This is a genomic window from Flavobacterium sp. K77, assembly GCF_021608205.1.
Classification (GTDB): Bacteria; Bacteroidota; Bacteroidia; order Flavobacteriales; family Flavobacteriaceae; genus Flavobacterium; species Flavobacterium turcicum.
Map to the genome: position 1 here is coordinate 1 of NZ_JAKIHO010000002.1, position 25914 is coordinate 25914.

At 36.7% G+C, this 25914-nt stretch carries 19 protein-coding genes and 1 tRNA gene; 6 read left to right on the plus strand and 14 right to left on the minus strand.

All coding sequences use genetic code 11. From position 1 onward, the window contains the following. Positions 1 to 5 precede the first annotated feature (5 nt). A tRNA-Leu gene (locus L1S34_RS05635) sits at positions 6 to 91 on the plus strand. A gap of 291 nt (positions 92 to 382) precedes the next feature. Then, positions 383 to 1996, plus strand: coding sequence for an alkaline phosphatase PafA (gene pafA / locus L1S34_RS05640; RefSeq protein WP_236363191.1), 1614 nt, complete (start codon positions 383 to 385; stop codon positions 1994 to 1996). Between the two features lie 61 nt (positions 1997 to 2057). Here the strand turns inward: pafA and lysA are convergent, their stop codons facing one another. The 3 genes from lysA to gltB all read right to left on the minus strand — a co-directional run bounded on the left by lysA (position 2058) and on the right by gltB (position 9558). Further along, on the minus strand, positions 2058 to 3278 hold the full coding sequence (gene lysA, locus L1S34_RS05645; RefSeq protein ID WP_144894018.1) for a diaminopimelate decarboxylase: 1221 nt from the start codon (positions 3276 to 3278) through the stop codon (positions 2058 to 2060). Between the two features lie 305 nt (positions 3279 to 3583). Then, on the minus strand, positions 3584 to 5038 hold the full coding sequence (locus L1S34_RS05650; RefSeq protein WP_236363192.1) for a glutamate synthase subunit beta: 1455 nt from the start codon (positions 5036 to 5038) through the stop codon (positions 3584 to 3586). A gap of 2 nt (positions 5039 to 5040) precedes the next feature. After that, a complete protein-coding gene (gltB, locus tag L1S34_RS05655) occupies positions 5041 to 9558 on the minus strand; it encodes a glutamate synthase large subunit (RefSeq protein WP_236363193.1) in 4518 nt (1505 codons plus the stop codon). Between the two features lie 402 nt (positions 9559 to 9960). Here gltB and sucC point away from each other — a divergent pair, with 402 nt between their 5' ends. After that, positions 9961 to 11154: an ADP-forming succinate--CoA ligase subunit beta gene (sucC, locus tag L1S34_RS05660; RefSeq protein ID WP_166134700.1), complete on the plus strand. Its 1194-nt coding sequence runs from the start codon at positions 9961 to 9963 to the stop codon at positions 11152 to 11154. Between the two features lie 157 nt (positions 11155 to 11311). Continuing rightward, complete coding sequence (locus L1S34_RS05665; protein WP_236363194.1) at positions 11312 to 12877, plus strand: protein adenylyltransferase SelO; 1566 nt, start codon at positions 11312 to 11314, stop codon at positions 12875 to 12877. 30 nt (positions 12878 to 12907) lie between these two features. On the opposite strand, the gene L1S34_RS05670 is transcribed toward L1S34_RS05665, so the two are convergent. The 5 genes from L1S34_RS05670 to L1S34_RS05690 form a co-directional block, all read right to left on the minus strand. Continuing rightward, positions 12908 to 13423, minus strand: coding sequence for a hypothetical protein (locus tag L1S34_RS05670; RefSeq protein ID WP_166134706.1), 516 nt, complete (start codon positions 13421 to 13423; stop codon positions 12908 to 12910). A 57-nt stretch (positions 13424 to 13480) separates the two neighbouring features. Further along, positions 13481 to 14137, minus strand: a complete 657-nt coding sequence (locus L1S34_RS05675) for an NAD(P)H-binding protein (RefSeq protein WP_236363195.1) — start codon at positions 14135 to 14137, stop codon at positions 13481 to 13483. A 5-nt stretch (positions 14138 to 14142) separates the two neighbouring features. Continuing rightward, positions 14143 to 14607, minus strand: coding sequence for a DUF1456 family protein (locus tag L1S34_RS05680; RefSeq protein WP_236363196.1), 465 nt, complete (start codon positions 14605 to 14607; stop codon positions 14143 to 14145). A gap of 78 nt (positions 14608 to 14685) precedes the next feature. Then, positions 14686 to 15696 (minus strand): dipeptide epimerase, encoded by a 1011-nt coding sequence (locus tag L1S34_RS05685; RefSeq protein WP_236363197.1) that lies wholly within the window; start codon positions 15694 to 15696, stop codon positions 14686 to 14688. Positions 15697 to 15717: 21 nt separating this feature from the next. After that, complete coding sequence (locus tag L1S34_RS05690) at positions 15718 to 16521, minus strand: alpha/beta hydrolase (protein ID WP_236363198.1); 804 nt, start codon at positions 16519 to 16521, stop codon at positions 15718 to 15720. Positions 16522 to 16579: 58 nt separating this feature from the next. Here L1S34_RS05690 and L1S34_RS05695 point away from each other — a divergent pair, with 58 nt between their 5' ends. Beyond that, positions 16580 to 16981, plus strand: a complete 402-nt coding sequence (locus L1S34_RS05695; RefSeq protein ID WP_236363199.1) for a TerB family tellurite resistance protein — start codon at positions 16580 to 16582, stop codon at positions 16979 to 16981. Here L1S34_RS05695 and uvrB read toward each other — a convergent pair. Both uvrB and rlmF read right to left on the minus strand, forming a co-directional pair. Then, positions 16978 to 18969: an excinuclease ABC subunit UvrB gene (gene uvrB / locus L1S34_RS05700; RefSeq protein ID WP_210791770.1), complete on the minus strand. Its 1992-nt coding sequence runs from the start codon at positions 18967 to 18969 to the stop codon at positions 16978 to 16980. The two genes, L1S34_RS05695 and uvrB, sit on opposite strands and share 4 nt — an antisense overlap. Before the next feature lie 58 nt (positions 18970 to 19027). Next, on the minus strand, positions 19028 to 19972 hold the full coding sequence (gene rlmF / locus L1S34_RS05705) for a 23S rRNA (adenine(1618)-N(6))-methyltransferase RlmF (protein WP_236363200.1): 945 nt from the start codon (positions 19970 to 19972) through the stop codon (positions 19028 to 19030). 153 nt (positions 19973 to 20125) lie between these two features. Between rlmF and L1S34_RS05710 the strand changes: the two genes are divergently transcribed. Continuing rightward, the gene (locus L1S34_RS05710; RefSeq protein WP_236363201.1) at positions 20126 to 20992 is read left to right on the plus strand and encodes an alpha/beta fold hydrolase; all 867 of its coding nucleotides are present in this window, start codon (positions 20126 to 20128) and stop codon (positions 20990 to 20992) included. Positions 20993 to 21366: 374 nt separating this feature from the next. Here L1S34_RS05710 and L1S34_RS05715 read toward each other — a convergent pair whose 3' ends face one another. The 4 genes from L1S34_RS05715 to L1S34_RS05730 form a co-directional block, all read right to left on the minus strand. Then, on the minus strand, positions 21367 to 21732 hold the full coding sequence (locus L1S34_RS05715; protein ID WP_236363202.1) for a hypothetical protein: 366 nt from the start codon (positions 21730 to 21732) through the stop codon (positions 21367 to 21369). A gap of 58 nt (positions 21733 to 21790) precedes the next feature. Beyond that, positions 21791 to 22453 carry a thiamine diphosphokinase gene (locus L1S34_RS05720; protein WP_236363203.1) on the minus strand — a complete coding sequence of 221 codons (663 nt, stop codon included), beginning with the start codon at positions 22451 to 22453 and terminating at the stop codon, positions 21791 to 21793. A 211-nt stretch (positions 22454 to 22664) separates the two neighbouring features. Continuing rightward, entirely contained in the window at positions 22665 to 23507 is an 843-nt protein-coding gene (locus L1S34_RS05725) for a DUF4249 domain-containing protein (protein ID WP_236363204.1), read from the minus strand. Between the two features lie 15 nt (positions 23508 to 23522). After that, on the minus strand, positions 23523 to 25904 hold the full coding sequence (locus tag L1S34_RS05730) for a TonB-dependent receptor (RefSeq protein WP_236363205.1): 2382 nt from the start codon (positions 25902 to 25904) through the stop codon (positions 23523 to 23525). Positions 25905 to 25914 lie beyond the last annotated feature (10 nt).

The window sequence follows — 25914 nt, forward strand, 5'->3', positions numbered from 1 at the left end:
ACCATGCTCGGATTGTGAAATTGGTAGACACGCTGGACTTAAAATCCAGTGAACAGCAATGTTCGTGCGGGTTCAAGTCCCGCTCTGAGTACACAGTAAAACCCTTCAACACTAATGTGTGGAAGGGTTTTTTGCGATTAAATGATAGTAAATTTAAATTTTGAGAACTTTAAAAAATAGGATATTCTTAAAATTTATTTTAGTCAGCTTTCTAAAGGCATTTTTAAGCGATGTTGTCTTCTAAAATATTATTCTATTTATTATGGAGTCTATCTTATAATTTATTATCGGGTTAATAATTTATTAAATTAGTATCATGAGGTAATTGTCAACAGTGGGTTTAAACTTTATGTTGTATTTTTGTATAAAATATATTTATAGTATGAAGAAAATTTTTTTGTTTTTGACAGTTGTTTTGTCTCTAAACTCACAAGCTCAACAACGCCCTAAATTGGTAGTAGGCATAGTAGTAGATCAAATGAAAATGGAATATTTATATCGTTTTTCAGATGATTTTTCTGCAAATGGATTTAAAAGATTGATGAATAATGGATATACTTTTCATAATATGCATTATAATTATGTGCCAACTTATACTGCGCCAGGTCATGCCAGTATTTATACTGGAGCAACTCCATCAACGCATGGTATTGTTGGAAATGATTGGTTCAATAAAGCGACGGGAAAAGATATGTATTGTACTGACGACGCATCTGTTAAGACGTTGGGTGAAGGTGCTGAAAATGAGGGTGCAATGTCACCACGAAATCTTTTAAGTACTACTATTACAGATGAGTTGCGTATGGCAACTAATTTTAGAGGTAAAGTAATCGGATTGAGTATTAAAGATCGTGGTGCTATTTTACCAGCAGGACATTTTGCTAATTGGGCATTTTGGTACAGTTCAACAGGTTCCTTTATTTCAAGTACGTTTTATGGTGCAAATTTGCCTAATTGGGTAACTGAATTCAACCAAGAAAAACGGTTTATGAACTATGTAAATAAAGGTTGGAGTTTATTGAAGCCATTAGTAACCTATAATGAAAGTTTAGCTGATGATAATCCATACGAGGGGAAATTAGATAAAGCTAATGGTCCTGTTTTTCCTTATGATTTAGCTAAGATCTATAAAGATAAAGGAGCTGATGTGTTACGAACTACACCCTTTGGTAATGATATTTTAGCAGATTTAGCTATGAAAGCTATTGAAAAAGAGGAGTTAGGAAAAGATGATATAACGGATTTTTTAACAGTTAGTTTTTCTTCGACTGATTATGTTGGTCATACTTTTGGGCCTCGTTCAATTGAACTTCAAGATACCTATTTACGTCTTGATCAAAATATAGATCAATTTTTAAATTACTTAGACAAGACAGTTGGAAAGGACAATTATTTAGTTTTTCTAACAGCTGATCATGCTGGAGCTGAAAACCCAAATTATTTAAAGGATAATAAATACAATGTAAAAAATATTCCTACCAAAGGTTTTGTTGAATCCTTAAAGAAATTTTCAAATGATACTTTTGCTGTAGACCTTATCTTGGACTATTCTAATTTCAATGTATTTTTTAATATGGATTTGGTAAAACAAAAAGGTTTAGAATTAACAAAAGTAAAAGAGAGATTCAAAGGATTTTTGATGACACAAGAACACATCAAAAGAGTGTACACTGAGGAAGAAATTTTAGCTTCGTCTGGTGATGATTATTTTTTGAGTTCCATAGCTAAAGGTTATGATCCTAAGCAGAATGGTGAGTTAGTGATTTTAGATAAAACGGGCTATATGGAATATCAAGCTACAGGAACAACACATGGATCTCCAAATAGTTATGATACTCATGTACCGCTTCTTTTTTATGGATGGCATGTACCTAAAGGTGAGTTACACGCAAAGAAATATATCACTCAAATTGCACCAACACTTTCGCAAATGTTAAAAATTCCGTTTACGAATGGCACTGAGTCAGAAGTTTTAGAAACTTTACTTGATAAATAATAGTTTTTTGAATTGAAAAATCCCATTTACATCTGATTGACTGTAAATGGGATTTTCTATTTTAAACCGCTGCTATTGCTTGTGGTAATGGAATTTGATTTTTCAATAAATCTTCAAAGGTTTCGTGGGCTCTGATTAAATGTCCTTCGCCGTTCATCCATAAAACTTCAGCAGGTTTGTATCTAGAGTTATAGTTTGATGCCATAGAGAAACAATAGGCTCCTGCATTTCTAAAAGAGAGTATATCGCCTTCTTTGATTTCGGCAATTCTTCTGTTGTTTGCAAATGTGTCCGTTTCGCAAATATATCCTACTACAGAGTAAAAACGCTCTTTCCCTTTTGGGTTTGAGATGTTTTCGATATGGTGCTGAGAACCATAAAACATTGGACGAATTAAGTGATTGAAACCACTATCGATTCCTGCGAATACGGTTGAAGTTGTTTGTTTAACTACATTAACTTTTGCTAAGAAATATCCAGCTTCACTTACAAGGAATTTTCCAGGTTCGAAAATCAATGTTAATTCTTTTCCATACTCATCACAAAAAGCGTTGAATCTTTTTGATAGTTTTTTACCCAACTCTTCAATATCTGTTTCGATATCGTCTTTTTTGTATGGAACTTTAAATCCGCTTCCGAAATCTAAGAATTCTAAGTTTTTGAAATTTCTTGCGGCATCAAATAATATTTCAGCTGCATACAAAAACACTTCAATATCTAAAATATCGGAACCAGTGTGCATGTGGATACCTACAATGTTCATTTTTGTATTTTCGACAATTCGAACCAAATGTGGTAATTGGTGAACTGAAATTCCAAATTTACTATCAATATGACCTACAGATATATTGGCGTTTCCACCTGCCATCACGTGAGGATTGATTCGGATGCAAACAGGCACATTTGGATATTTTGTTCCAAATTGTTCCAAAATTGATAAATTATCAATATTTACTTGTACTCCCATTGCGGCAACTTCTTCTATTTCTTCAAGCGAAACACCGTTTGGAGTATAAAATATTTTTTCCGGTTCGTAGCCTGCGTGCAAGCCTAATTGTACTTCTTGAATAGAAACCGTATCTAAACCTGAACCCATTTCTCGTAACAATTGAAGTATCGCCACGTTTGATAAGGCTTTCATTGCATAATTGATGCGCAACTGTTTTACCTTAGAAAAAGCTTTGGATAATCTGTTGTATTGAGATTGTATTTTTTCGGCATCATATACGTATAATGGACTACCAAATTGTTCTGCTAATTGTACTAAGTCTTTTGATTGCATAATTATTAATTTTGAACAAATTTATTACTCTTTATTTAGTCCTACAAGGGAAGATATGAATTCTAACAAATTGTAACAAAAAGTTATATTTTAAACAAATTAGTGTTTTAGATACGAATTTTCACTTTGGGTGAGGGATGGTAGCGGATAGCCCACAGACGCTGTAGTTTTTACGAAAGCGGCGCGGACTTGAAGTGAACAGCCCGACGCTACCGCAACGATAGTGGAGGTAGGCGCACCTCCTAAAAAATCAAATGACTGCCATTAATTAAATTGGCAGTCATTTTTTGATTGTTTAAAACAATTTATAGGCTAGGCAAATCGCCATTTCCTTTGGTTGGTAAATTGGTATAACCCATCAAGTATTTATCTACTTCTCTGGCGGCTTCACGACCTTCAGAAATTGCCCAAACAATTAAGGATTGCCCTCTACGCATGTCGCCTGCAGTGAAAATATGCGGAATATTGGTTTGGTAATTGGTAGCTTGATAGTTGTTACGGGTGTCAATTTTGATACCTAGCTGCTCGCTTAATGTTTTTTCAGGGCCTGTAAAACCGAGTGCTAAAAGTGCCAAGTCACAAGGCCAGATTTTTTCGGAACCTTCTTTTTCAATTAATTCAGGTCGCTGACCAGGTGTCATTTTCCAAGCGACTTCAACGGTTTTCAAGCCGACCAGTTCTCCAGCTTCATTGGCTATAAATTCCTTCGTATTGATGAGCCAGTTTCTGTCGCAACCTTCTTCATGAGAGCTAGACGTCTTTAATTGCAAGGGCCAAAAAGGCCATGGAGTTGATTCGCTTCGGCTTACTGGAGGTTTTGGTAAAATTTCAAAATTTGTAACTGATTTGGCACCATGACGGTTTGACGTTCCTACACAGTCTGATCCGGTATCTCCACCGCCAATAACGATAACATTTTTATTAGTTGCTTTGATTTGATTAGGAATCGATTCACCGTATAATGCTTTGGTTTGCTGTGTTAAAAAGTCCATTGCCTGCACCACACCTTTGCTTTCAATTCCTTTTGTTGGTAAACTGCGACGCTCTGTAGCACCACCGCATAATACAACAGAATCGAAATTATTGAGTTCTGAAATTTCATAATTTATCCCCACATTGACATTGGTTTTAAATGTAATTCCTTCCGCTTCTAAAACTTTTATACGTCTATCAATAATCCCTTTTTCTAGTTTGAAATTTGGAATTCCATAACGCAATAATCCACCAATGGCATTGTCTCTTTCGAATACTGTAACGGTATGTCCGGCGCGGTTTAATTGTTGTGCTGCCGCCAAACCAGCAGGTCCAGAGCCAATTACGGCAACTGTTTTTCCGGTTCTAACCCCTGGAGGTTGTGGTTTGATCCAACCTTCGGCAAAGCCTCTTTCAATAATATTTTTTTCAATATTTTCGATAGCAACTGGCTCGCTAATGATTCCTAGAACACATGATTTTTCGCAAGGAGCTGGACAAAGTCTTCCTGTAAACTCAGGAAAATTATTAGTAGATTGTAATATTTTCAGTGCACTTTCCCATTCCTCTTGATGCACCATATCGTTGAAATCAGGAATTAAGTTTCCTAACGGACACGAGCTGTGGCAAAATGGAATGCCGCAATCCATACATCTGGAACCTTGTTCTTTTATTTTATCTTTGGTTAATGGAATTGTAAATTCATTATAATTTGAAACTCTTTCTGGAACTGCAACATTACTTTCGTCGGTTCTAGAATATTCTTTAAATCCTCCTATTTTTCCCATGACTATGATGCTATAAGTTCTTTAATTTCTTTTTCTTCGGCTAAGCGCTGCAACGCTTTTTTGTAATCTGTAGGCATTACTTTTACAAAATGCAGACTTTGATTTTCCCAATCCTCTAAAATTCTTTTTGCTAGAGGGCTACTCGTATACAGCGAGTGATTTTTAATCAAACGACGTAGTTTAGTGAAGTCGTCCTCTTCTAAAGATTCCAAGCCAACCATTTCCATGTTACAAACTCGTGCATCAAATTTTTTGTTGGGATCGAAAACATACGCAATTCCACCGCTCATACCGGCTGCAAAATTCCTTCCAGTTTTTCCTAAAACTACTACAGTTCCACCTGTCATGTACTCGCAGCCATGATCTCCAATTCCTTCAACAACGGCAGTTGCTCCAGAATTTCGAACACAAAAACGTTCTCCTGCCATACCATTAATGTAGGCTTCACCAGTAATAGCCCCGTATAGCGCCACATTACCAATAATGATGTTTTCTTCAGGTTTGAAGGTAGCAGTAGGAGGAACTTTAATGATTAGTTTTCCGCCTGAAAGTCCTTTACCTAGATAGTCATTGCAGTTGCCATGAATTTTAAATGATAATCCATTTGTTGCAAAAGCCCCAAAACTTTGCCCAGCGGATCCTGTAAAATCAACTAAAATAGTGTCTTCGGGTAAACCCTGCGCACCGTATATTTTTGAAATTTCGTTACTCAATATGGCTCCTACAGAACGATCGGTGTTTTTGATATCGAAGGTGACTCTTGTTTTTTCTTTTCTATAAATTGATGGAATCGCCGCTTTGATAATATCAAAATCCAAAACGTGCTCTAAAGCATGATCTTGAGTAGTTGTATTATGATTGGGAACTTCTTTTGCTTTTTCAGGTTTGTATAAAATGGAAGACAAATCTAGTCCACTTGCTTTATAATGCTTGATGGCTTTGTTTACATTCAGTTTTTGTGATTGTCCAACCATTTCTTTCAAGGTTCTAAAGCCTAATTGAGCCATGATTTCTCGCAATTCTTCGGCAATAAAATACATGAAGTTGATAATGTGCTCTGGCGTTCCTTTGAAATTTTTTCTCAATTCAGGATCTTGTGTTGCAATTCCTACAGGACATGTATTCAAGTGACACGCTCGCATCATGATACAACCTGAAGCTACTAATGGCGCTGTTGCAAAACCAAATTCCTCCGCTCCAAGTAAGGCTGCTATAGCAACATCGCGACCCGTTTTTAGTTGCCCATCACATTCTAAAACGATTCGGCTTCGTAAATCATTTAAAATCAATGTCTGTTGTGCTTCGGCAAGTCCAAGTTCCCAAGGAATTCCGGTATGAGTTAATGAAGTCAATGGAGCAGCTCCAGTTCCTCCGTCGTATCCTGAAATTAAAATCACATCTGCTTTTGCCTTTGCAACTCCAGCAGCTATTGTACCTACACCAACTTCAGAAACTAATTTGACATTAATTCTAGCTTCGCGATTGGCATTTTTTAGGTCAAAAATCAACTGCGATAAATCTTCAATTGAATAAATATCATGGTGAGGTGGTGGCGAAATTAAGCCAACATATGGTGTTGAATTTCGAGTTTCGGCAATCCAAGGCACTACTTTTTCACCAGGTAATTGACCACCTTCACCAGGCTTTGCTCCTTGTGCCATTTTGATTTGTATTTCACGAGCGTTGGTCAAATAGTTAATCGAAACTCCAAAACGGCCAGAAGCAACTTGTTTGATGGCGCTGTTTCTAGAGTCTCCATTTAAGTCTTTTTGAAAACGTTTTGGATCTTCTCCTCCTTCTCCAGAATTGCTTTTACCACCAATTCTGTTCATGGCGATCGCTAGGTTTTCATGTGCTTCTTGGCTGATAGATCCATAAGACATGGCACCTGTTTTGAATTTTTTTACAATTTCAGTCCAAGGTTCCACTTCATCCAAAGGGATAGGATCTAAGTTGTTGAATTCAAATAAGCCTCTTATGGTCATCAAATTTTCACTTTGATCATTGACCATTTTAGAGTATTCTTTATAACTTTCAGGACTATTTAAACGAACTGCTTGTTGTAATTTAGAAATAGTAGTTGGATTGAACATGTGCTTTTCGCCTGATCTTCTCCATCTGTAAACACCGCCAATTTCAAGTGGAAGTAAATTACTGACTTTAGAATTTGGAAAGGCTTTTTGGTATCTTTTTTTGACTTCTTTTTCAATTTCCATCAAGCCAATTCCTTCAATTCGAGATGGTGTGTATGGGAAATATTTAGAAGTAAAAGTTTTGTTCAGTCCTAAGATTTCAAAAATTTGTGCCGCTCTGTACGAATGCAAAGTAGAAATTCCGATTTTATTCATGATTTTCAGAATACCTTTTGCGATGGCTTTGTTGTAATTTTTAATGGCATAATCAGCTTTTACACCAGTGATAAATCCTGCATTTACTTGATTGTGGATGATTTCGTTGACCATATATGGATTTATGGCACTTGCTCCGTAACCAAATAATAGGGCAAAATGATGCGGTTCACGTGGTTCTGCCGATTCGATAAGGATACCAAATTTTGATCGAACTTTAAGAATGTTTAGCGAATGATGAATATACGAACACGCCAATAACATTGGAATAGGAGCCATTTTTTCACTAACACCTCTGTCTGACAAAATTACAATATTGCAGCCTTCTGCAACTGCTTTGTAGGTGGCTTGCACTGCTTTTTCAAGTGCGCGTTCTAAGCCGTTTACGCCTTTTTTGATCTCGTACAACATTGAAATAGTGACCGACTTGAAATCGGCATGATCAATGTTTCGAATTTTATCCAAATCTTCGTTGGAGATAACAGGATTTTGAATTTTTAGTTTTTTACAATGTTTGGGAACAATATCAAAAATATTATAATCGCCACCAATTGCTAAACTGATATCCGTAATGATTTCTTCACGAATACCGTCCAACGGAGGGTTAGTTACTTGTGCAAAAAGTTGTTTGAAATAATTATACAACAATTGAGGCTGATCAGATAAAACAGCAAGCGGAGTATCATTCCCCATTGAGCTTAGTGCTTCCGCGCCTTCGGCACCCATTGGGTTGATGATGGTTTTTAAATCTTCAATAGTATATCCAAATAAACGCTGTCTGGTTTCAAAATCAATATTTTCAACAGGAATAGGATTATCAGTATATGGAATTTGCGCTAACGGAAGTAAATTTTCATCTAACCATTGTTTGTAAGGGCGCTTGGTGACAATTGCATTTTTGATTTCGTCATCTTCTATAATTCGGCCTTCATTCATGTCAACTAAAAACATTTTCCCCGGTTCTAATCGACCGTGCTGAATCACATCTTCTGGTTTGATATCTAATACACCAATTTCAGAGGACATAATTACGAAACCACTTTTGGTTAAGGTGTATCGAGAAGGACGCAAACCATTTCTATCCAATAGCGCTCCAATAACGTTACCATCTGTAAAAGGAATAGAGGCTGGACCATCCCAAGGTTCCATAATACAGGCGTTGTATTCGTAAAAAGCTTTCTTATCTTCTGACATCGTTTGGTGTTTTTCCCAAGCTTCAGGAACCACCATCATCATGGCTTCAGGCAAGGAACGTCCTGTCATCAGTAACAATTCAATAACCATATCCATTGAGGCAGAATCTGATTTTCCTTCCAAGATAATTGGGAAAAGCTTTTTGATGTCTTCGCCAAAAACATCACTTTTCATCAACTCTTCACGGGCACGCATGCGGCTTATGTTTCCGCGGAGTGTATTGATTTCTCCGTTGTGGCACATGTAGCGAAAGGGTTGCGCGAGTTCCCAAGACGGAAAAGTATTGGTAGAAAAACGTTGGTGAACCAGCGCCAAGCGAGTTACCAAGTCATCATCGAGTAAATCGGTGTAATACCTGCTGATGTCTTCGGGCATTAATAGACCTTTATATATTATGGTAGTGGTAGAAAAACTGGAGAAATAAAAACGATAGCTCTCGGATATTCTGGAATTTAATACGGTATGCTCTGCTATTTTTCTTGCAGCAAACATTTTGGCATTGAAGGCTTGTTCTGTCAAATCTTGCTCATTTTTACCCACAAAAACTTGAACTACATTAGGTTCTTTTTCGGCGGCAATTGCACCTAAATTAGTAACATCAACTGGAACGGTACGCCAGCCTAAAATGGATAAGTTTTGATCTTGAATGGCTTTTTCAAAAGTAGTTTTACAAAATAAAAGTTGGTTCGCACTTTTAGGCATAAACAACATTCCTACAGCATATTCTCTTATTTCAGGTAGATCGAAATCACAGACTTTTTTAAAAAAAGCGTGAGGAATATCAAATAAAATTCCAGCTCCATCTCCTGTGCGTCCGTCAGAACTGACGGCACCGCGGTGTTCTAACTTGATTAAAATGTCAAGTGCTTTGTGAATAATATCGTTCGACTTAATTCCATTTAGATTACAAATAAATCCTGCTCCGCAATTATCGTGTTCAAATTCGGGCAAATACAGACCTTGTTCTTTAACTTTCATGCTTAATTTTTTTCTTCAAAATTAAATATTTAGTATGGAATATTAGTCAAATTGGTTAAATACGAGTATTTTTTATAGTAATAACAGAAAAACGTTGTGAAAAATATAAAAACGTGATTTAAAGGGAGGTGATTTGTTTTTTCGATAAAATTCGAGTCTACAAATAGACAAATCGCAAGTGGAAAAGCATAAACAAAGCTGATTTTCAACGGGGAGTAAAAAAATATAACAAAATTATAACAGAAGCTTAAATTTGTTTTGGTTGACACAGTTTAGGTAGTCTTTCATCACTAATAATTCCCCAATTTTTTAGTAAAAAAAAGAGCAGTTACACATAATTTTGCTATTTTTGTGCCACTTTAAAATCTGAAAAAATTTCAGAAGCCAGACAAATTCTATATTATGAACATACACGAATATCAAGGAAAAGAGATTTTAGCTAGCTACGGAGTGCGTATTCAACGCGGAATCGTTGCTAATAGCCCAGTAGAAGCGGTAGCTGCTGCCAAACAATTAACAACTGAAACCGGTACAAGTTGGTATGTGGTAAAAGCACAAATTCACGCAGGTGGACGTGGAAAAGGTGGAGGAGTTAAACTTGCTAAAAATTTACAGCAAGTAGAAGAGATTGCAGAACAAATCATCGGAATGCAATTGATCACGCCTCAAACCTCTGCTGAAGGTAAAAAAGTACACAAAGTATTAATTGCTGAAGATGTATATTATCCTGGTGAAAGTGAAACTTCTGAATTTTATGTTTCTGTTTTATTGAATAGAGCTACAGGTCGTAACATGATTATGTATTCTACTGAAGGTGGAATGGATATTGAAGAAGTTGCTGAGCACACACCACACTTGATTTTTACTGAAGAAATTGATCCTTCTGTAGGATTACAAGGTTTTCAAGCAAGAAGAATTGCTTTTAACTTAGGTCTATCTGGAAATGCTTTTAAAGAAATGGTGAAATTCATCGACTCTTTATACAATGCATACATCGGATCAGATGCTTCTATGTTCGAAATCAATCCGGTTTTGAAAACATCTGATAATAAAATTATGGCTGTTGATGCTAAAGTAAATATCGATGATAATGCTTTATACAGACAACCAAAATATGCTGACATGCGTGACGTTCGTGAGGAAAATCCAATCGAAGTTGAAGCAAAAGAAGTAGGATTGAACTATGTTGATCTTGATGGTACTGTAGGATGTATGGTTAACGGTGCAGGTCTTGCAATGGCAACTATGGATTTAATTAAATATGCTGGTTTTGAGCCTGCTAACTTCCTTGACGTAGGAGGAACTGCTGATGCAAAACGTGTTGAAACTGCGTTCCGTATTATCTTAAAAGATCAAAACGTAAAAGCGATTTTGATTAATATTTTTGGTGGAATCGTACGTTGTGACCGTGTGGCGCAAGGTGTTGTTGACGCTTACAAAAATATGGGTGATGCTATTAAAGTACCAATCATTGTTCGTTTACAAGGTACCAATGCAGCTATTGCAAAGGAATTAATCGATAATTCAGGAATGCCAATTTTATCTGCTGTTGAATTTCAAGAAGCAGCTGATCAAGTACAAGCGGCACTTTCTTAATTTATTTTTTGTTATATATTACAAACCTGTTTGTCTCTGGCAAACAGGTTTTTTTTTGCTTCGCTTTTACTTTAACCTAAACTATTGCTAATAAAATTGTAACAAAAAGTATTTTGTTAGCCCTTTGATTTACCTTTGTCTATTCAAAAAACAGTTTATGAAACTTCACATACACAATAGCTTTATTACGGAATTACCCGCTGATAAAGATCAAAATAAAATTCCGCGTCAAGTAGAAAATGCTTGTTTTTCATACGTGCAACCGGTGGTGCCATCTAATCCTGTGTTAATTCATGCTGTTGCTGAAGTTGCAGACAATATTGGTTTGTCACAAACTGATTTGGACAGTCCTGAGTTTTTAAAGGTCTTTTCAGGATCGACAGTTTATCCCGGAACTAAACCGTATGCCATGTGTTATGCAGGACATCAGTTTGGCAATTGGGCTGGGCAATTAGGAGATGGTCGTGCTATAAATTTGACTGAGGTTATAAATAATGATCAGCTGCATACGCTCCAATTGAAGGGTGCGGGACCTACACCGTACTCTAGAAATGCGGACGGTTTTGCTGTTTTGCGCTCGTCTATCCGTGAATATTTGTGTGCTGAGTCCATGCATCATTTAGGAGTTCCTACAACGCGCTCTTTATCTTTAATGGAGACAGGTGATCCGGTTTTACGTGATATTTTATACAATGGCAATCCTGCTTATGAAAAAGGTGCGGTCGTATGTAGAGTAGCGCCTTCTTTTATTCGTTTTGGAAGCTTCGAGATTTTTGCAGCACGCAATGACCTTGAAAATCTAAGATTATTGACTGATTATACCATCAAACACCATTTTTCGGATATAAAAGAAGAAGGTGTATCAAAATATGTTGCCTTTTTTAGTGCTGTTGCAAAAGCGACTCGTACCATGATTATTCATTGGCAGCGCGTGGGTTTTGTGCATGGTGTAATGAATACCGATAATATGTCTATTCACGGAATTACGATTGATTATGGACCTTACGGTTGGCTTGAGGATTACAATTCAGGTTGGACACCCAATACGACTGATGCACAATACAAGAGATATCGATTTGGTAATCAAGCCGAAATTGCGTTGTGGAATTTGTATCAATTGGCAAATGCTTTATTTCCTCTTATTGAGGAAGCAGCGCCTTTAGAAGCTGTTTTAGAGTCTTTTCGATCCGATTACGAAAAGGATTATTTGCAAATGATGCAGGATAAATTGGGTTTAACTGGTGAAGCCGAAAATGATTTGATTTTAAGTGGCACTTTGGTGCAATTATTAGAAAAGGCAGAAACGGATATGACGCTCTTTTTTAGAATGTTGGGTAAAATCACAAAAGATAACGCTGTTGAAGCAGCTTTTGAGACTATTCGAATTGCTTTTTACAATGAAGAACAATTGCCTCAAAATGTGCGAGCCGAGTGGGAGCAATGGTTGCAAAACTATTTGAATCGTTTACAAAAGGATACTATTTCAGATGAAGAGCGGGCTAACAAAATGAATACTTATAACCCGAAATATGTGTTACGTAATTATATGGCACAATTAGCAATTGATGCAGCCGAAAAAGGAGACTATTCAATTTTAGAAGAATTATTTAACGTGCTTCAAAAACCATACGAGGAACAACCCGAATTTGAGAAATGGTTTGCAAAAAGACCAGAATGGGCTCGTGAAAAAGTAGGTTGTAGTATGTTGAGTTGTAGTTCGTAAACCGCAAACCAAAATTTTTTACTTTTAGTTTTATTCTTTTTTTGAAGCATTTTTTAAAATTTGCTCCTTTTTATCCTTGATGTTTTTTGCAGTTTTTCCGAGAATGTGAATGATGTCTGATTGAATTTCTCCAGAACTTAAATTGTAAAATTCGGTGGTGTTGGTTGTAATGACCTCTAAGATATAATTGCGATTTAACTGTAAAGTTTCGATTCCGTCTTTAATTATTTCACCGTTGATTGCGTATCCCACACTTTTGGTTTTGACTTTGGTATATTCATTTTTTATTTGTTCCAAAGTCATGAAGTCAAACTGTTTCGGATTTTTGGATTGAATAAAAAGTTGACCTTCAAAACGGACATTGTTTATTGTTGTATCTCTTTTTATGACATTAACGGTTGCAATAAGGTCGGGTTCGATGTAAGCTATGGTTTCCTGCGAAACCAATTTGCCATCAAAAAAGAAAGCTGGATCGGCAACTTTTTTAGTTTGAGCAGAAAGATTTAGTGCAAAAAATACAAAAAGTAAAGAAAATAGCCGTTTCATAGGATTTGATTTTGATTAAAAAAAATCCTGATGGATTATCAGGATTTTGAATGAGCTTTATTTACCGAGTTCTTCTAGTACGTCCGATTCATAAATATGGAAACCTTGAGTATTTTTTTGAGCCAAAGTGTACATCGCTTTGGCTACGGTAGCGCCTTGTATGGCTTTGTATTTTTTTAAGTTCCCTTGAAATACAAAGGAAAATATTTTCATAAAAAATGCGCCTACTTTTTCTCCAAATCTAAACTCAGCTCTTGGACCAAGTAATAGCGAAGGTTGTAAAATAGCAACGTTCTCAAAGGGTAAGGTTTTTAAAAAATCCTGAATTTCACCTTTGGTTTTGAGGTAAAAATTAGTTGATGTTGCCGATGCGTTCAACGAGGAAATCAATAAAAACTGCTTTACATTTTGTGCTACAGCAATGCTTGCAAAATGTTTAGGGTATTCAAAATCTACTTTTCTAAACGCTTCTTGGCTACCTGCATTTTTGATAGTCGTTCCAATAGTACAAAACAAATCATCACCCACGATGTACTGTTGGAAACTTTCTGGTGCGTTAAAATCAATTTGATGTTGCACAAGTTTAGGATGTTGCAAGCCCGCATCTCTTTTTACGAAAGTAATGACTTTGCTGTAATCAGCACTCTCTAATAAAAGTTGTACCAAGGCAGAGCCAATCAATCCGGTGCTTCCAATAACAATCGCTGTTTTCATTCGGTTTATTTTTTGTTTTTGCCGAAGTTGTATTTTACTTTTTCAACCACTTGCACTTTAGGAGTTCCTTTTGCGAAAGTTTTTTTGAATGGTTTTTTTGCAGCCGGTTTTGCTTTAGCAGGAGCTTCATCTCCTCGTGAACCTTCCGTGTCTCTTGGTTTTGCTTTAAATTCCGGTCTGTTTTCGGCACCGTCTTTCACAGGAATTTGCGCTTTGTGTTTGGCTAAAATGTCTTTTGGATTCTTTGGGTTTTCTTTCGTTCCACGCAAGTGAATTACCAATCCGTTCAAGAAATTACGCAACACTTGATCTCCGCATTCCATATAATTTTCGTGCTTTTCATCTCTAAAAAAAGCGCCTAATTCTGATTTTGTAATTCTAAAATCAACTAATTCTAAAATTTCTACTATTTGATCGTCACGTAACATTAATGCTACGCGAAGTTTTTTGAAGATATCGTTATTTGTCATGGTATGTATTTTTAGCAAAGGTACGGTTTATAAGTAATTAGCGGTTGTTTTTTTTAATAGTCGCTTTCCATTGCTAGTTTACAAAAGTTGCACACCATTTCCAGGAGTGGGAGCGTAGATTGTTTTGCCAAATTCTAATTTAATTCCGGTAGCGATGTCTTCTTGCAGCAATAATGCGCCATCCATGTCTACAAAATCCAACTCAGGTATTAAATGCGCGATAGAGGAGATGCCTACGGTTGATTCGGTCATGCAGCCAACCATAGTTTTCATTTCTAGTTTCTTGGCTTCAGCTAGCATTCGTCGGCCGGGAGTTAAGCCGCCACACTTGGTTAGTTTGATATTTACACCGTGAAAATATTGGTAACATTTCGCTACATCTGTTTCAATAATGCAACTTTCATCAGCAATAATAGGTAAAACGGAGTGTTCATATACTTTTTTATGACCTTCCCAATCGTTGGCAGGTAAAGGTTGTTCTAAAAATTCTACGCCAAGATGTTGCAATTCCTTTGCATTTTTTAGTGTTTCGTCAACAGTCCATCCGCAGTTGGCATCAATTCTAAAAATGGCATTGGTATGTTTGCGGAGTGCTTTTACGATTGCCAAATCTTCAGCTGTGCCTAATTTAATTTTATAAATCGGCCATGGCAATTCTTCCATTTTGGCAGTCATTTTGTCAATAGAATCAATTCCAATCGTATAATTGCTCAGCGGATTATTTGAAGTATTGTAGTTCCATAATTCGTATAATTTTAAACCTTTTGATCGTGCATACCAATCGTTGTAAGCATTGTCTAAAGCACACAATGCAAATTTATTATGTGTTAAAAAAGGTGCTACTTGATTCCAAAATTCTTCTGGTTTGCAAGGTTTAAGGGTGTCTAAAAAGGACTCTAACTTCTTTAAATCTTCAACCATCATGGGTACCGTAATATTATAATAAGGATTTGCGGTAGCTTCACCATAACCAGAGCAACCGTCACTTTGTAATTCGACAATTAATGTAGGCTGCGTGTTGATTGATTTTCTCGAAATCGTAAAAGTATGTTTGAGTTTTAAATCGTATTGGTGCAATAAAAGTTTCATGTGTTTCAATCATTTTCAAAATTAATAGCCAAGCCACAAAAGCGCGTCCACAAAACCATCTCTCCACAGTTTTTCGTTGTGTTGGCCACCTTTAACTATTTTTTTTTCATTTCTGTTTAAGCAATAACAGCGGTTAGAGTTCAATAGGTATTCCATCTTGTTAAGGTCAGCAACCATTTCTGGACTTTCATTGTCTCCACAAAGAAAATAGATTTTGGCTTTCGTTTTTTTACTGCTTTCCATTAAGGTATAAATCTCTTTTGAAAACCAAAACGAAGGTGAAAAAACGCCTGCTTTGCCAAATATTTTAGGATATTTTAAAACGGCGTAAAAGGAGTTAAGTCCACCCAAAGAACTTCCCATAATCAGCGTATGATTTTTATCGGTTTTGGTTCTAAAGTTTTGATCAACATAAGGTTTTAGTGTTTTTGTGATGAATTCTAAGTATTCGTCTGCTTTGCCGCCTCCATATTTTTCGTTTTTAAAAGGCGTAAGTTCGTCTAGTCGTTTTTCATTGCCATGCTCAATTCCGATAACTATAATTTGTGCTTGCAAACTATCGAGTTTTTCATCAATATTCCATTCGCCGCTAAAAGAAGTTGCAGCGTCGAATAAATTTTGCCCGTCGTGCATGTACATTACGGGATATTTCTTTTTGGAACCTTTGTAATTTTTGGGCAAGTACACCCAGATTTTTTTGGTGGTTTGAAGTTGTGGAGCTTTAATTTCAAAAGTACTCACTTGTTGGCTTGCAGTACTTGGTTGACCTTGAATTATTTCTGTAAACAATAACAACAAGCAAACGGATAAAAATTTCACTGTCATAAAAGTGATTTTGTGTATGTGATCTAAAAACAATAATTTAGCTAAAAATAGGAATTTGATGGCTACTTTCGAAGAAAAGAGAAGTTTACTTTTAGAATTAATTGCTTTTGCCACGGTTGATGGTAAACTACATGCAAGAGAATACGAGTTCTTGCGAATTGTTGCAGTTGAATTGGGTTTTAATACTGCTGATTTTCAAGAGCTATTTCATGAAGAATTGCCAGAGCTTCCTATTCGCTCAGAGTTTATGCGCATTCAGCAATTTTATCGATTGGCTTTACTTATGCATTGTGATGGCGTTTTACATGATAAAGAATTAGCCGCCATTCAGCAAATTGCTATTAAAATGGGGTTGAATCCACACGCGACTAAACGCATTTTAAAATTAATGGAAAAATCACCTTTCTCTGTTATTGAGAGTGAAGTTCTGTTGACTATTTTTCAAGAGCAACACAACTAAGTAAGTTGCTCTTGTAATGCTTTGATTTCATCACGGAATTTTGCTGCCTGCATAAAGTCTAATTCTTTGGCTGCCTTTTCCATGTTTTTTCTTTTCTCTCGAATCAATTTTTCAATTTCTGGTTTCGATAAATAGGCATTTACTGGCTCTGCAGCTATTGGTGCACTGTTGCCCAATTCATAATCTACCAGAGTGTTTTTGGTAAATGCGCTTTCGATTTTTTTGTTCAGCGCCTGCGGAACTACATTGTTTGCAACGTTGTAATTGATTTGTTTGGTTCTGCGGTATGAGGTTTCATCAATTGTTTTTTGCATGCTGTCTGTAATTTTATCAGCATACATGATGGCTTTTCCGTTCAGGTTTCTCGCTGCACGACCAATAGTTTGTGTTAAAGAGCGGTGGCTACGTAAAAAACCTTCTTTGTCGGCATCTAAAATCGCAACAAGAGAAACTTCAGGTAAATCAAGACCTTCACGCAATAAGTTGACACCAATCAACACATCAAAAATACCTTTTCGTAAATCTTGCATGATTTCAATTCGTTCCAAAGTGTCTACTTCTGAATGAATATAACGACAACGAATATGAACTTTAGTTAAGTATTTAGCCAACTCTTCAGCCATTCTTTTGGTCAAAGTAGTCACCAAAACACGTTCATCTTGTTCAGCACGTTGTTGAATTTCTTCAATTAAATCATCAATTTGATTTAAACTTGGTCTAATTTCAATAATAGGATCTAACAATCCGGTAGGACGAATTACTTGTTCTACCACAACACCTTCCGTTTTTTGCAATTCATAATCAGCTGGAGTAGCGGATACATAAATTACTTGGTTTTGCATGGCTTCAAATTCCTCAAATTTTAATGGACGATTGTCCATCGCAGCGGGAAGTCGGAAACCATATTCCACTAAGTTTTCTTTACGACTGCGGTCGCCTCCGTACATAGCACTAACTTGTGATAATGTAACGTGACTCTCATCAACCACCATCAAATAATCTTTAGGAAAATAATCTAATAAGCAAAAAGGTCTTGTGCCCGGTAAACGGCCATCTAAATAACGAGAGTAATTTTCAATTCCGGAGCAATAACCCAATTCACGAATCATTTCTAAGTCGAAATTGGTTCGCTCTTCCAGTCGTTTTGCTTCAAGATGTTTGCCTATTTCTTTAAAATAATCTACTTGTTTGACCAAATCTTGCTGGATTTCCCAAATGGCATTTTGCAGCACATCGGGCGAAGTAACAAACATATTGGCAGGATAAATTGTCAATCGTTCGAATTTTTCTAAAACTTGAGATGTTTTGGTATCAAAGCTTTCAATTTCTTCAATTTCATCACCAAAAAAATGAACGCGGTATGCTTCGTCAGCATAACTTGGGTACACATCAACAGTATCACCTTTAATTCTAAAACTGCCCGGATTAAAGTCGGCTTCTGTTCTGGAATACAAACTTTGTACTAATTGATGGAGCAATTTAGTTCTCGAAATCATTTGACCGCGCTCAAGCGGAATTAAATTTTTCTGAAATTCAATTGGGTTTCCGATACCGTACAAACAAGATACCGATGCTACGACTAAAATATCACGTCGACCGGAAAGTAGCGAAGCCGTTGTCGACATACGCATTTTCTCCAATTCCTCGTTGATGGATAAATCCTTCTCGATGAAAACTCCGGTAACCGGCATAAAGGCTTCTGGCTGATAATAATCGTAGTAGGATACGAAATATTCTACTGCATTATTCGGAAAAAACTGTTTGAATTCAGAGTACAACTGTGCCGCAAGGGTTTTGTTGTGTGCCAAAACCAAGGTCGGACGCTGAACTTCTTGAATTACATTGGCTACTGTAAACGTTTTTCCGGATCCTGTAACTCCCAAAAGGGTTTGAAAAGGATCGCCATCAATTATACCTTGTGCTAATTTTTGAATGGCTACAGGTTGGTCGCCTTTGGGCTGATAATCGGATACTACTTGGAACTTCATGTGGGTACAGTGCTAGTTCACAAAGATACTAAGGAATTTGACAAACGGTTTTTAAAAACTAAAATTTCCACGCTTTTTGTTGGGCTTCGCTGTGAAATGTCCAAGCCAAAATACGACTTGTTTTTTGGCCTTGAGCCATGTCAATGGTACGCACTGTAACAGCACTTACCTTTTGTAAGGTTTTGTTTAAGCTGTAAAGATTTTCTTTTTTAGAGACCAAAGTGGTAAACCATAAACATTGCATTGGGTATTTAGCACTTTCAAAAATCATTTGAGTCAAAAATCCTAACTCGCCACCAGCACACCATAATTCGGCATTTTGTCCACCAAAATTAAGAACGAGTTCTTTTGTTTTTGATTTTTCGAGTGTGTTCACTTTTCGAAGACTGCTTTTGGTAGCTTCATCTGCCGAGGCATGAAAAGGCGGATTACAAATCGTAAACGTAAAACGATCCTCGGGAGTGATTATGTTTTTAAAAATAAATCGAGACTCCGTTTGCTGTTGCAAACTAATAGCTTCACCAAGTTTTGGATTGTCACTCAAAATGCTGCTACAATTTTCAATCGCTTTCAGGTCAATATCGGTACCGACAAAATTCCAACCATAAGTAGAGTTTCCTAAAATAGGATAAATGCAATTGGCACCTACACCAATGTCAAGACCGAGTACAGTATCGCCTTCTGGGATTACACCGTTGTTACTTGAAGCCAATAGATCGGCAAGGTAATGAATGTAATCTGCGCGACCCGGAATTGGCGGACAAAGGTATTGGGCTGGTATATCCCAATTTTTGATGTTAAAATGAAAAGCAAGCAATGCTTTATTGAGCGCCTTTACGGCCAGAGGATCGCTAAAGTTGATGGTTTGTGTTTGATGTTCATTCACAAATACATGTTGACTAAGCTCAGGATTTACGGCCGACAATTGTTCAAAATTATACCCTTCACGATCAAGATTTCGAGGATGTAAATTTGTTTTAAGGATGCTTGGTGTTGCTTTCATTTTTTTAATTTCAGTGCAAAGATAGTCAATCCTAACTTGTAAATTGTTAGGCGGTTGTTTAAGAGAAAATAGCATTTTGAGTCAGTGTAAAAATTGTAGAGGCAAGGCTTTTAGTTGCCATAAAAAACGGTTACTTTTATAACAAAAACACTAATGAATTTTACGTTGAACCGATTCCGATTTAAAAAACGCTACGTTGTCTACGTTTTGTTTTTGAGTTACGTGGTAATGAGTCAGTCGTGTATGCGAATGCGCTACAATGCCAAAGAAACAAAGCAGTTTTTTACAGAAAGCGGAACGCAATTTCAAGATAAGTACCTTAGTATAGACGGCCACCAAATACATTATATTCAAACTGGTGATGGGGCAAAACCTACGCTGTTTTTTATTCACGGTTCGCCAGGAAGTTGGAACGCCTACAAAGATTATTTAAAAGACACTTTATTGCTGAAAAAATACCGAATGATTGCCATTGACCGTCCAGGTTTTGGTTATAGTGATTTTGGGATAGCTGAAAACTTAGCTGTTCAGTCAAAATACATTGCCCAATTCATTGCAAAAATGAGTAATCAAAAAGAGGTTGTGTTGATTGGTCATTCGATGGGTGGACCCGTTATAGCGCAACTAGCAGCGGATTATCCCAAGCGATACAAACACTTAGTTATTTTAGCGGGCTCGCTCGATCCTGCTGCTGAGAAGCCAGAAAAATGGCGCACAGTGATTCTGTCGCCACCGTTACGGTATTTGATTCCTGGTGCTTTGCGACCATCGAACGACGAATTGTGGTGGTTGAAAAAAGATTTGATCGCTTTGAAACCAAAGTTGCCCAAGATTACGTCAGGAGTTACAATTATTCATGGGACCAAAGATGATTTGGTACCGTTTAGTAATGTTGCTTTTATGAAAGAAAATTTTAGCAATGCAGCAAGTTTAGATGCCATTGTGATTGAAAATGCCAATCATTTTATTCCGTGGAGTCATTACGACATCGTGAGAGATGCTGTTTTAAAGTTGAATTAGAGGTTCTGAAAATAAAGGTGTTCTGTTCTAAAGTAAAATCAATTTTTCGTTAACTAGTTTGCAGTTAAATACAAAATTAGTTATCCATAAAGCTAATTGTCCAAATCCGATGTAGTAGCTGTTGTGTGCTGGTTTTTTATTAAATTTTTGTTGTAGAGTTGCAATTACTACACCACCAAAATTCTTCTATTTTATCTTTTAATTTTGTTTCAGTTTTTTGATTGCATTTGAGACATTTTCTTTCATCGGTTTCATTTTCGACTGCAATATATTTACAATGTAGACAGCTCCATTTTGTCAATGTAGTTTCGCTAACATCAATATTCCAAAAAAAATTATCTGTTTTACACTTTGGACAAATTTGTACAGCCATTTTAATCTACTTTTTCAAAATAATATTCTAAATCACTGTCTAAATTAATTCTGGGTTTAGAAAAAAAACTTCTATAAATATTCATTTCATAACTAGCTTCTCCAAATTCAAATCTATAATTTAATTGAATATTAGTTCCTTTCAGTGAATATTTTAGTTTATACTTTCCATTTCCCCAAGTTTGACTTTCAAATCTATCATTACTGTAAATTTTCAAAGTATCTCCAAAATTTGGTCCGTCAATTAAACTTTGTTTGTTATTACTAACATAAGTTCCCGAAATCATATTTTTGGACAAGAAATTTTTGAATAAATAAAAGCCAAGTAGCAAAACACAAACTATCAAAATTTTATTATTTTTTACCATTTTTGTTTCTGTTTTGGATTTCTTTTTACCGTAGATTTTTTTGTAAACTTCCACACAACTAATCAATACATTCCATTAATAATAAATCGCCTGATTGGTGCGAAATACTAACTAATCCATCTTTGGCGACATGATTGCTGCTGCCTGTGCGGTACCCAATAGTTAAGGTGTCATTTTGTAAAGGATAATACAAATTACTGGAATGAATTCCTGAAACTTCACCAATGGGAATGAGAGAAATAGGAGTGTTGGCCGTGTACCATTTTTCGAATTGTCGTGGTAGAAGAAAAATTTTCGAATGGTCGTCAAGTACTACAATTTTAATAAGGTCTTTGTAACGGACAATATTGGTAATGTTGGTAATGGTATGATCGGCTCTTCGTCCGGTGGCCCAAACTACATTTACAGCGGGAATTTTGCGTTCAATTAGGTAATCAAAAGCTTTTTCGAGGTCGGTTTTGTTTTGGTCTGGCGTATGAATGATATCAATTGGGTATTGCAAGGTTTGGTATCGCTCAGTATTGTAATCACGATCGAAATCGCCCAGCAAAACATCAACTTTTATGTTCAAGTCCATCACGCGCTCCATGGCCGAGTCTAGCACAATCACAAGCGGAGACCACTCTAACAACTGCCCCAAAAGTTCAGGATTGCAAGCTGCACCATTGGCAATGATTAAAGCGGGTTCTTGATCGTCTCGAACGATGTGATGTGAAGACATGGTATTGCGGTTTTGAAATAGGATTGTAAAAGTAAATAAAAGTTCTGTTATTGCCGAGTGCTCTAGCCCAGATGGAAATGAAAACCAAGAACCGCTCTTGAACATTTGTTTTGTGCTTGTAGAAGAGCGACCAAAGGAAGCTCCTTATACAAGCTACAAAACAGTTCAAAAGCGGTTGTGGGTTGTAATGAACAGCTGGATCAGCTACTAATTATTGTACGGTGTAATTGGCAACTGCAATCTCGCTTAGACTAAAAAAGCCTAATGGAAAATTTTCTGGTGCGGTGGTATTGACAATGTTGCCGCGCACGGTTGCCGGTGGTGACTGAAATGGGCCGCCGCCGCTGTTGCCTGCAATGCTCACGAGCACGCTCATGTAGTTGTAATAGGCGCGAGAAATGCCGTAATGAGTAACCTCGATTTTATCGTCTTTTTTTAGTTCATCGTTTTGCGAAATACTAAAAAACTCGTTGCCATCAAAAAATTCGTCACGGTCTACGTAAAAGTCTGACTTGCGTTGGTTGGAATACGAATATTTATACAGGTAATAATTAGGTTGGCCGGCAGGATCAAGATAGTAGGTTTTAATTTCCTTTTCGTTTCCTGTAAAACCGCCTTGGTCGTTTTGTTCTAGTCGGCTGATTGGTGCGACCGCTTTCAGAGTCTCCATTGCAGTGTAGGTATTGCCGTTACTGATGATGGTTAAGGTATAAGTTTCGTTAATTACCGGTGCAAAATTGCTACAAACGTACTCGCCTGTTGTTCCTACTTCGTTGAAAACAAAAACGGTGTTTTGACTGTTTCTGATAGTCACATTGGCGCCGCTTACTTTTGGTATTTGGGAACTGTAAAAGCCAGTTGTAGTAGTCAATTTTATTTTTTGGGTATTTCCTGAGGTGCCTTTTTGCCAGTTTATAGCTGCTTCGATAACTAATTTTGGATCGGCTTCATCTAAGTCAACTGCAATTACATCCTCGCAACTACTTACCAAAAAGGAGAGTGCAAGTGCAAGAAAAAGAAAGCTTTGTTTGAGAATATTTGTTGTTGATTTCATGGTGTCAAAAAGAATTTAAAACTTAAAATTATAACTCACAGCAGGAACTATTCCAAAAATCGAGGTACGAACGGCTTCATTGGCGCCTGTGTCCGCGTTTTGTCTGAAATTAATAGATGCTGCGTTGCGCCTGTTGTAAAGGTTGTAAATACTAAAAACCCATTCGCCTTTCCATTGGCGGTTGTTATTGCTTTTTGGTGTTAAAGTTGCAGCAATATCCAAATGGTGGTACGCTGGCAATCTATTTTTGTTGCGCAAGCCATAACTAGGAACCACAATGCCCAAGTACTCGTATTGACCAGTTGGAAAGGTTACTGGTTGGCCACTTTGTAGTGCAAAATTAGCTCCAAAAGACCATTTGTCATTCAAGGTATAAGAAGAAGTAACTGCCAGATTGTGCAGTTTGTCAAAAACAGAATTGTACCACTGACCGTTGTTGATGCCGGTTTCAAGCGTAGTTCGTCCGGGTGTTTGTTGCTCTGAACGCGATAGGGTATAAGAGATCCAACCGTTCAGTTTCCCTTCATTTTTACGAAGTAAAAGTTCTAGTCCGTAGGAACGTAATTGCCCGTTAAGAATAATTTGTTCGATGGCATTGTTGGCAATCAAATCGGCTCCGTCAATGTAGTCCAATCTGTTTTGTACTTTTTTATAGTAGGTTTCTACTTCAAAAGAATACTGGTCATTGCTGAAATTTTTGAAAAATCCTAAGGCAACTTGATCGGCAATTTGTGGTTTGATGAAATTATCACTTGGTGTCCAAATATCAAGCGGAGTAGGAGATGAGGTATTCGAGATGAGTTGCAAATACTGCACCATGCGGTTGTAACTCGCTTTTATGGATTGCTCATCATTTATTTGATAAGCAGCAGAAAATCGCGGTTCAAGGTAGTTGAAGCTTTCAATTACTTGGTTACGAGAAAATGATTTTTGACCGATAGGAGTTGCTTTTTCATAAATTTTCAACTCAGGATTAAACAATACTGGGTTGTTGTCTTGGTAAAGATTAACATCCGATGCACCCAAACGGTAAAACATGCTGTAGCGCAATCCGTAAGAAAGTGAAATTTTGTTGCTAATATCATGATCAGCATTGAGGTATAATGCAGGTTCGAAAGCGTATTTTTTATCCAATTGTGCAAAGTTAATTCCACTATCGAGTTTAGATGGCCTGATAGTTCCCGGATTGAATTCGTAATAAATACTGTTCATTCCGTAATTCAATTTGAACTTATCCGAAATGTAGTTTTTGAAATCGTATTTGATGTTGTAGTTTTTAATGCCAGAATCCCATTTGAAACCCACAAAATCGAGATCTAAACCATAATAGTAATCGCTGTATATCAAGGACAGGTTCGAGAATAATTTTTCAGAAAATAAGTGATTCCAACGCAAGTTGACTGTGGTGTTTCCGTAAATGTTAGAAAAGCTATCTCTTAAACTGAAAACATCGCGACCAAAATAACCAGACAAATACAAACTGTTGTTGGGATTTAGTTTGTAACTTAATTTGGTGTTGAGGTCGTAAAAATAAGCTGCATTGTCTTTTTGTTCTTCGGAAAGTTTTAAAAATAAATGGGCGTAAGAGCTGCGACCGCCAATTAAAAATGAACCTTTATCTTTTACCAAAGGTCCTTCGGCAAGAATGCGGCTGCTGATCAAACCGATTCCTCCATTTACATGAAAATCTTTACTGTTGCCATCTTTTTGATAAATATCTAAAACAGAAGAGGCTCTTCCGCCAAAACGTGCTGGAATTCCGCCCTTGTACAGTTTTAAATCTTTTATGGCATCAGGATTGAAAACGGAGAAAAAACCAAAAACATGCGAGGAGTTAAAAATGGTTGCTTCGTCTAGTAAAATTAAATTTTGATCGGCACCACCACCACGAACATTAAAACCAGAGGCGCCTTCGCCCGCGTTTGTAACTCCTGGCAATAATAAAATAGATTTTAAAACATCTACTTCACCAAGAACAACAGGCATTTTTTTGATGGCTGAAATCGAGAGTTTGTTGACACTCATTTCGGGTTTTTTGATATCGATCTTGGTTTTGTTATCGGTAATGATGACTTCTTTTAATGTAGTTTCGTTACCAAATAAATTGAAATTATTTTTAACGTTTTGATTCAGATTTAAAGTTTGTTCAAGGGTTTTATATCCCAAATAACTCACTTGTACGGTATAAGTCCCTTTGGGTAATGTAATCGAGTAAAAACCATATTCATTGGTAGTAACTCCCGTTTTTAACTCGGTAACCACAACATTTACTCCAATCAACGTTTCATTGCTATTGCCATCAATAACAGTTCCGCTAAGTGTGAATTTTTCTTGGGCCAAAGCTGGCAAAGCACCAAACAAAAGAAACAGCAACAGGTATTTTTTTATAAAATCCATAGATAGTTAT

Bases quoted from the DNA above. Each gene is read 5' to 3' on its own strand.
- lysA (WP_144894018.1), bottom strand. From the start codon at position 3,278: ATGCAATCAAAAGACTTAGTACAATTAGCAGAACAATTTGGTAGTCCA.
- L1S34_RS05715 (WP_236363202.1), bottom strand. From the start codon at position 21,732: ATGGTAAAAAATAATAAAATTTTGATAGTTTGTGTTTTGCTACTTGGC.
- pafA (WP_236363191.1), top strand. From the start codon at position 383: ATGAAGAAAATTTTTTTGTTTTTGACAGTTGTTTTGTCTCTAAACTCA.
- L1S34_RS05675 (WP_236363195.1), bottom strand. From the start codon at position 14,137: ATGAAAACAGCGATTGTTATTGGAAGCACCGGATTGATTGGCTCTGCC.
- rlmF (WP_236363200.1), bottom strand. From the start codon at position 19,972: ATGAAAGCAACACCAAGCATCCTTAAAACAAATTTACATCCTCGAAAT.
- gltB (WP_236363193.1), bottom strand. From the start codon at position 9,558: ATGAAAGTTAAAGAACAAGGTCTGTATTTGCCCGAATTTGAACACGAT.
- L1S34_RS05680 (WP_236363196.1), bottom strand. From the start codon at position 14,607: ATGACAAATAACGATATCTTCAAAAAACTTCGCGTAGCATTAATGTTA.
- L1S34_RS05650 (WP_236363192.1), bottom strand. From the start codon at position 5,038: ATGGGAAAAATAGGAGGATTTAAAGAATATTCTAGAACCGACGAAAGT.
- sucC (WP_166134700.1), top strand. From the start codon at position 9,961: ATGAACATACACGAATATCAAGGAAAAGAGATTTTAGCTAGCTACGGA.
- L1S34_RS05730 (WP_236363205.1), bottom strand. From the start codon at position 25,904: ATGGATTTTATAAAAAAATACCTGTTGCTGTTTCTTTTGTTTGGTGCT.
- L1S34_RS05690 (WP_236363198.1), bottom strand. From the start codon at position 16,521: ATGACAGTGAAATTTTTATCCGTTTGCTTGTTGTTATTGTTTACAGAA.
- uvrB (WP_210791770.1), bottom strand. From the start codon at position 18,969: ATGAAGTTCCAAGTAGTATCCGATTATCAGCCCAAAGGCGACCAACCT.
- L1S34_RS05665 (WP_236363194.1), top strand. From the start codon at position 11,312: ATGAAACTTCACATACACAATAGCTTTATTACGGAATTACCCGCTGAT.
- L1S34_RS05710 (WP_236363201.1), top strand. From the start codon at position 20,126: ATGAATTTTACGTTGAACCGATTCCGATTTAAAAAACGCTACGTTGTC.
- L1S34_RS05695 (WP_236363199.1), top strand. From the start codon at position 16,580: ATGGCTACTTTCGAAGAAAAGAGAAGTTTACTTTTAGAATTAATTGCT.
- L1S34_RS05685 (WP_236363197.1), bottom strand. From the start codon at position 15,696: ATGAAACTTTTATTGCACCAATACGATTTAAAACTCAAACATACTTTT.
- L1S34_RS05720 (WP_236363203.1), bottom strand. From the start codon at position 22,453: ATGTCTTCACATCACATCGTTCGAGACGATCAAGAACCCGCTTTAATC.
- L1S34_RS05725 (WP_236363204.1), bottom strand. From the start codon at position 23,507: ATGAAATCAACAACAAATATTCTCAAACAAAGCTTTCTTTTTCTTGCA.
- L1S34_RS05670 (WP_166134706.1), bottom strand. From the start codon at position 13,423: ATGAAACGGCTATTTTCTTTACTTTTTGTATTTTTTGCACTAAATCTT.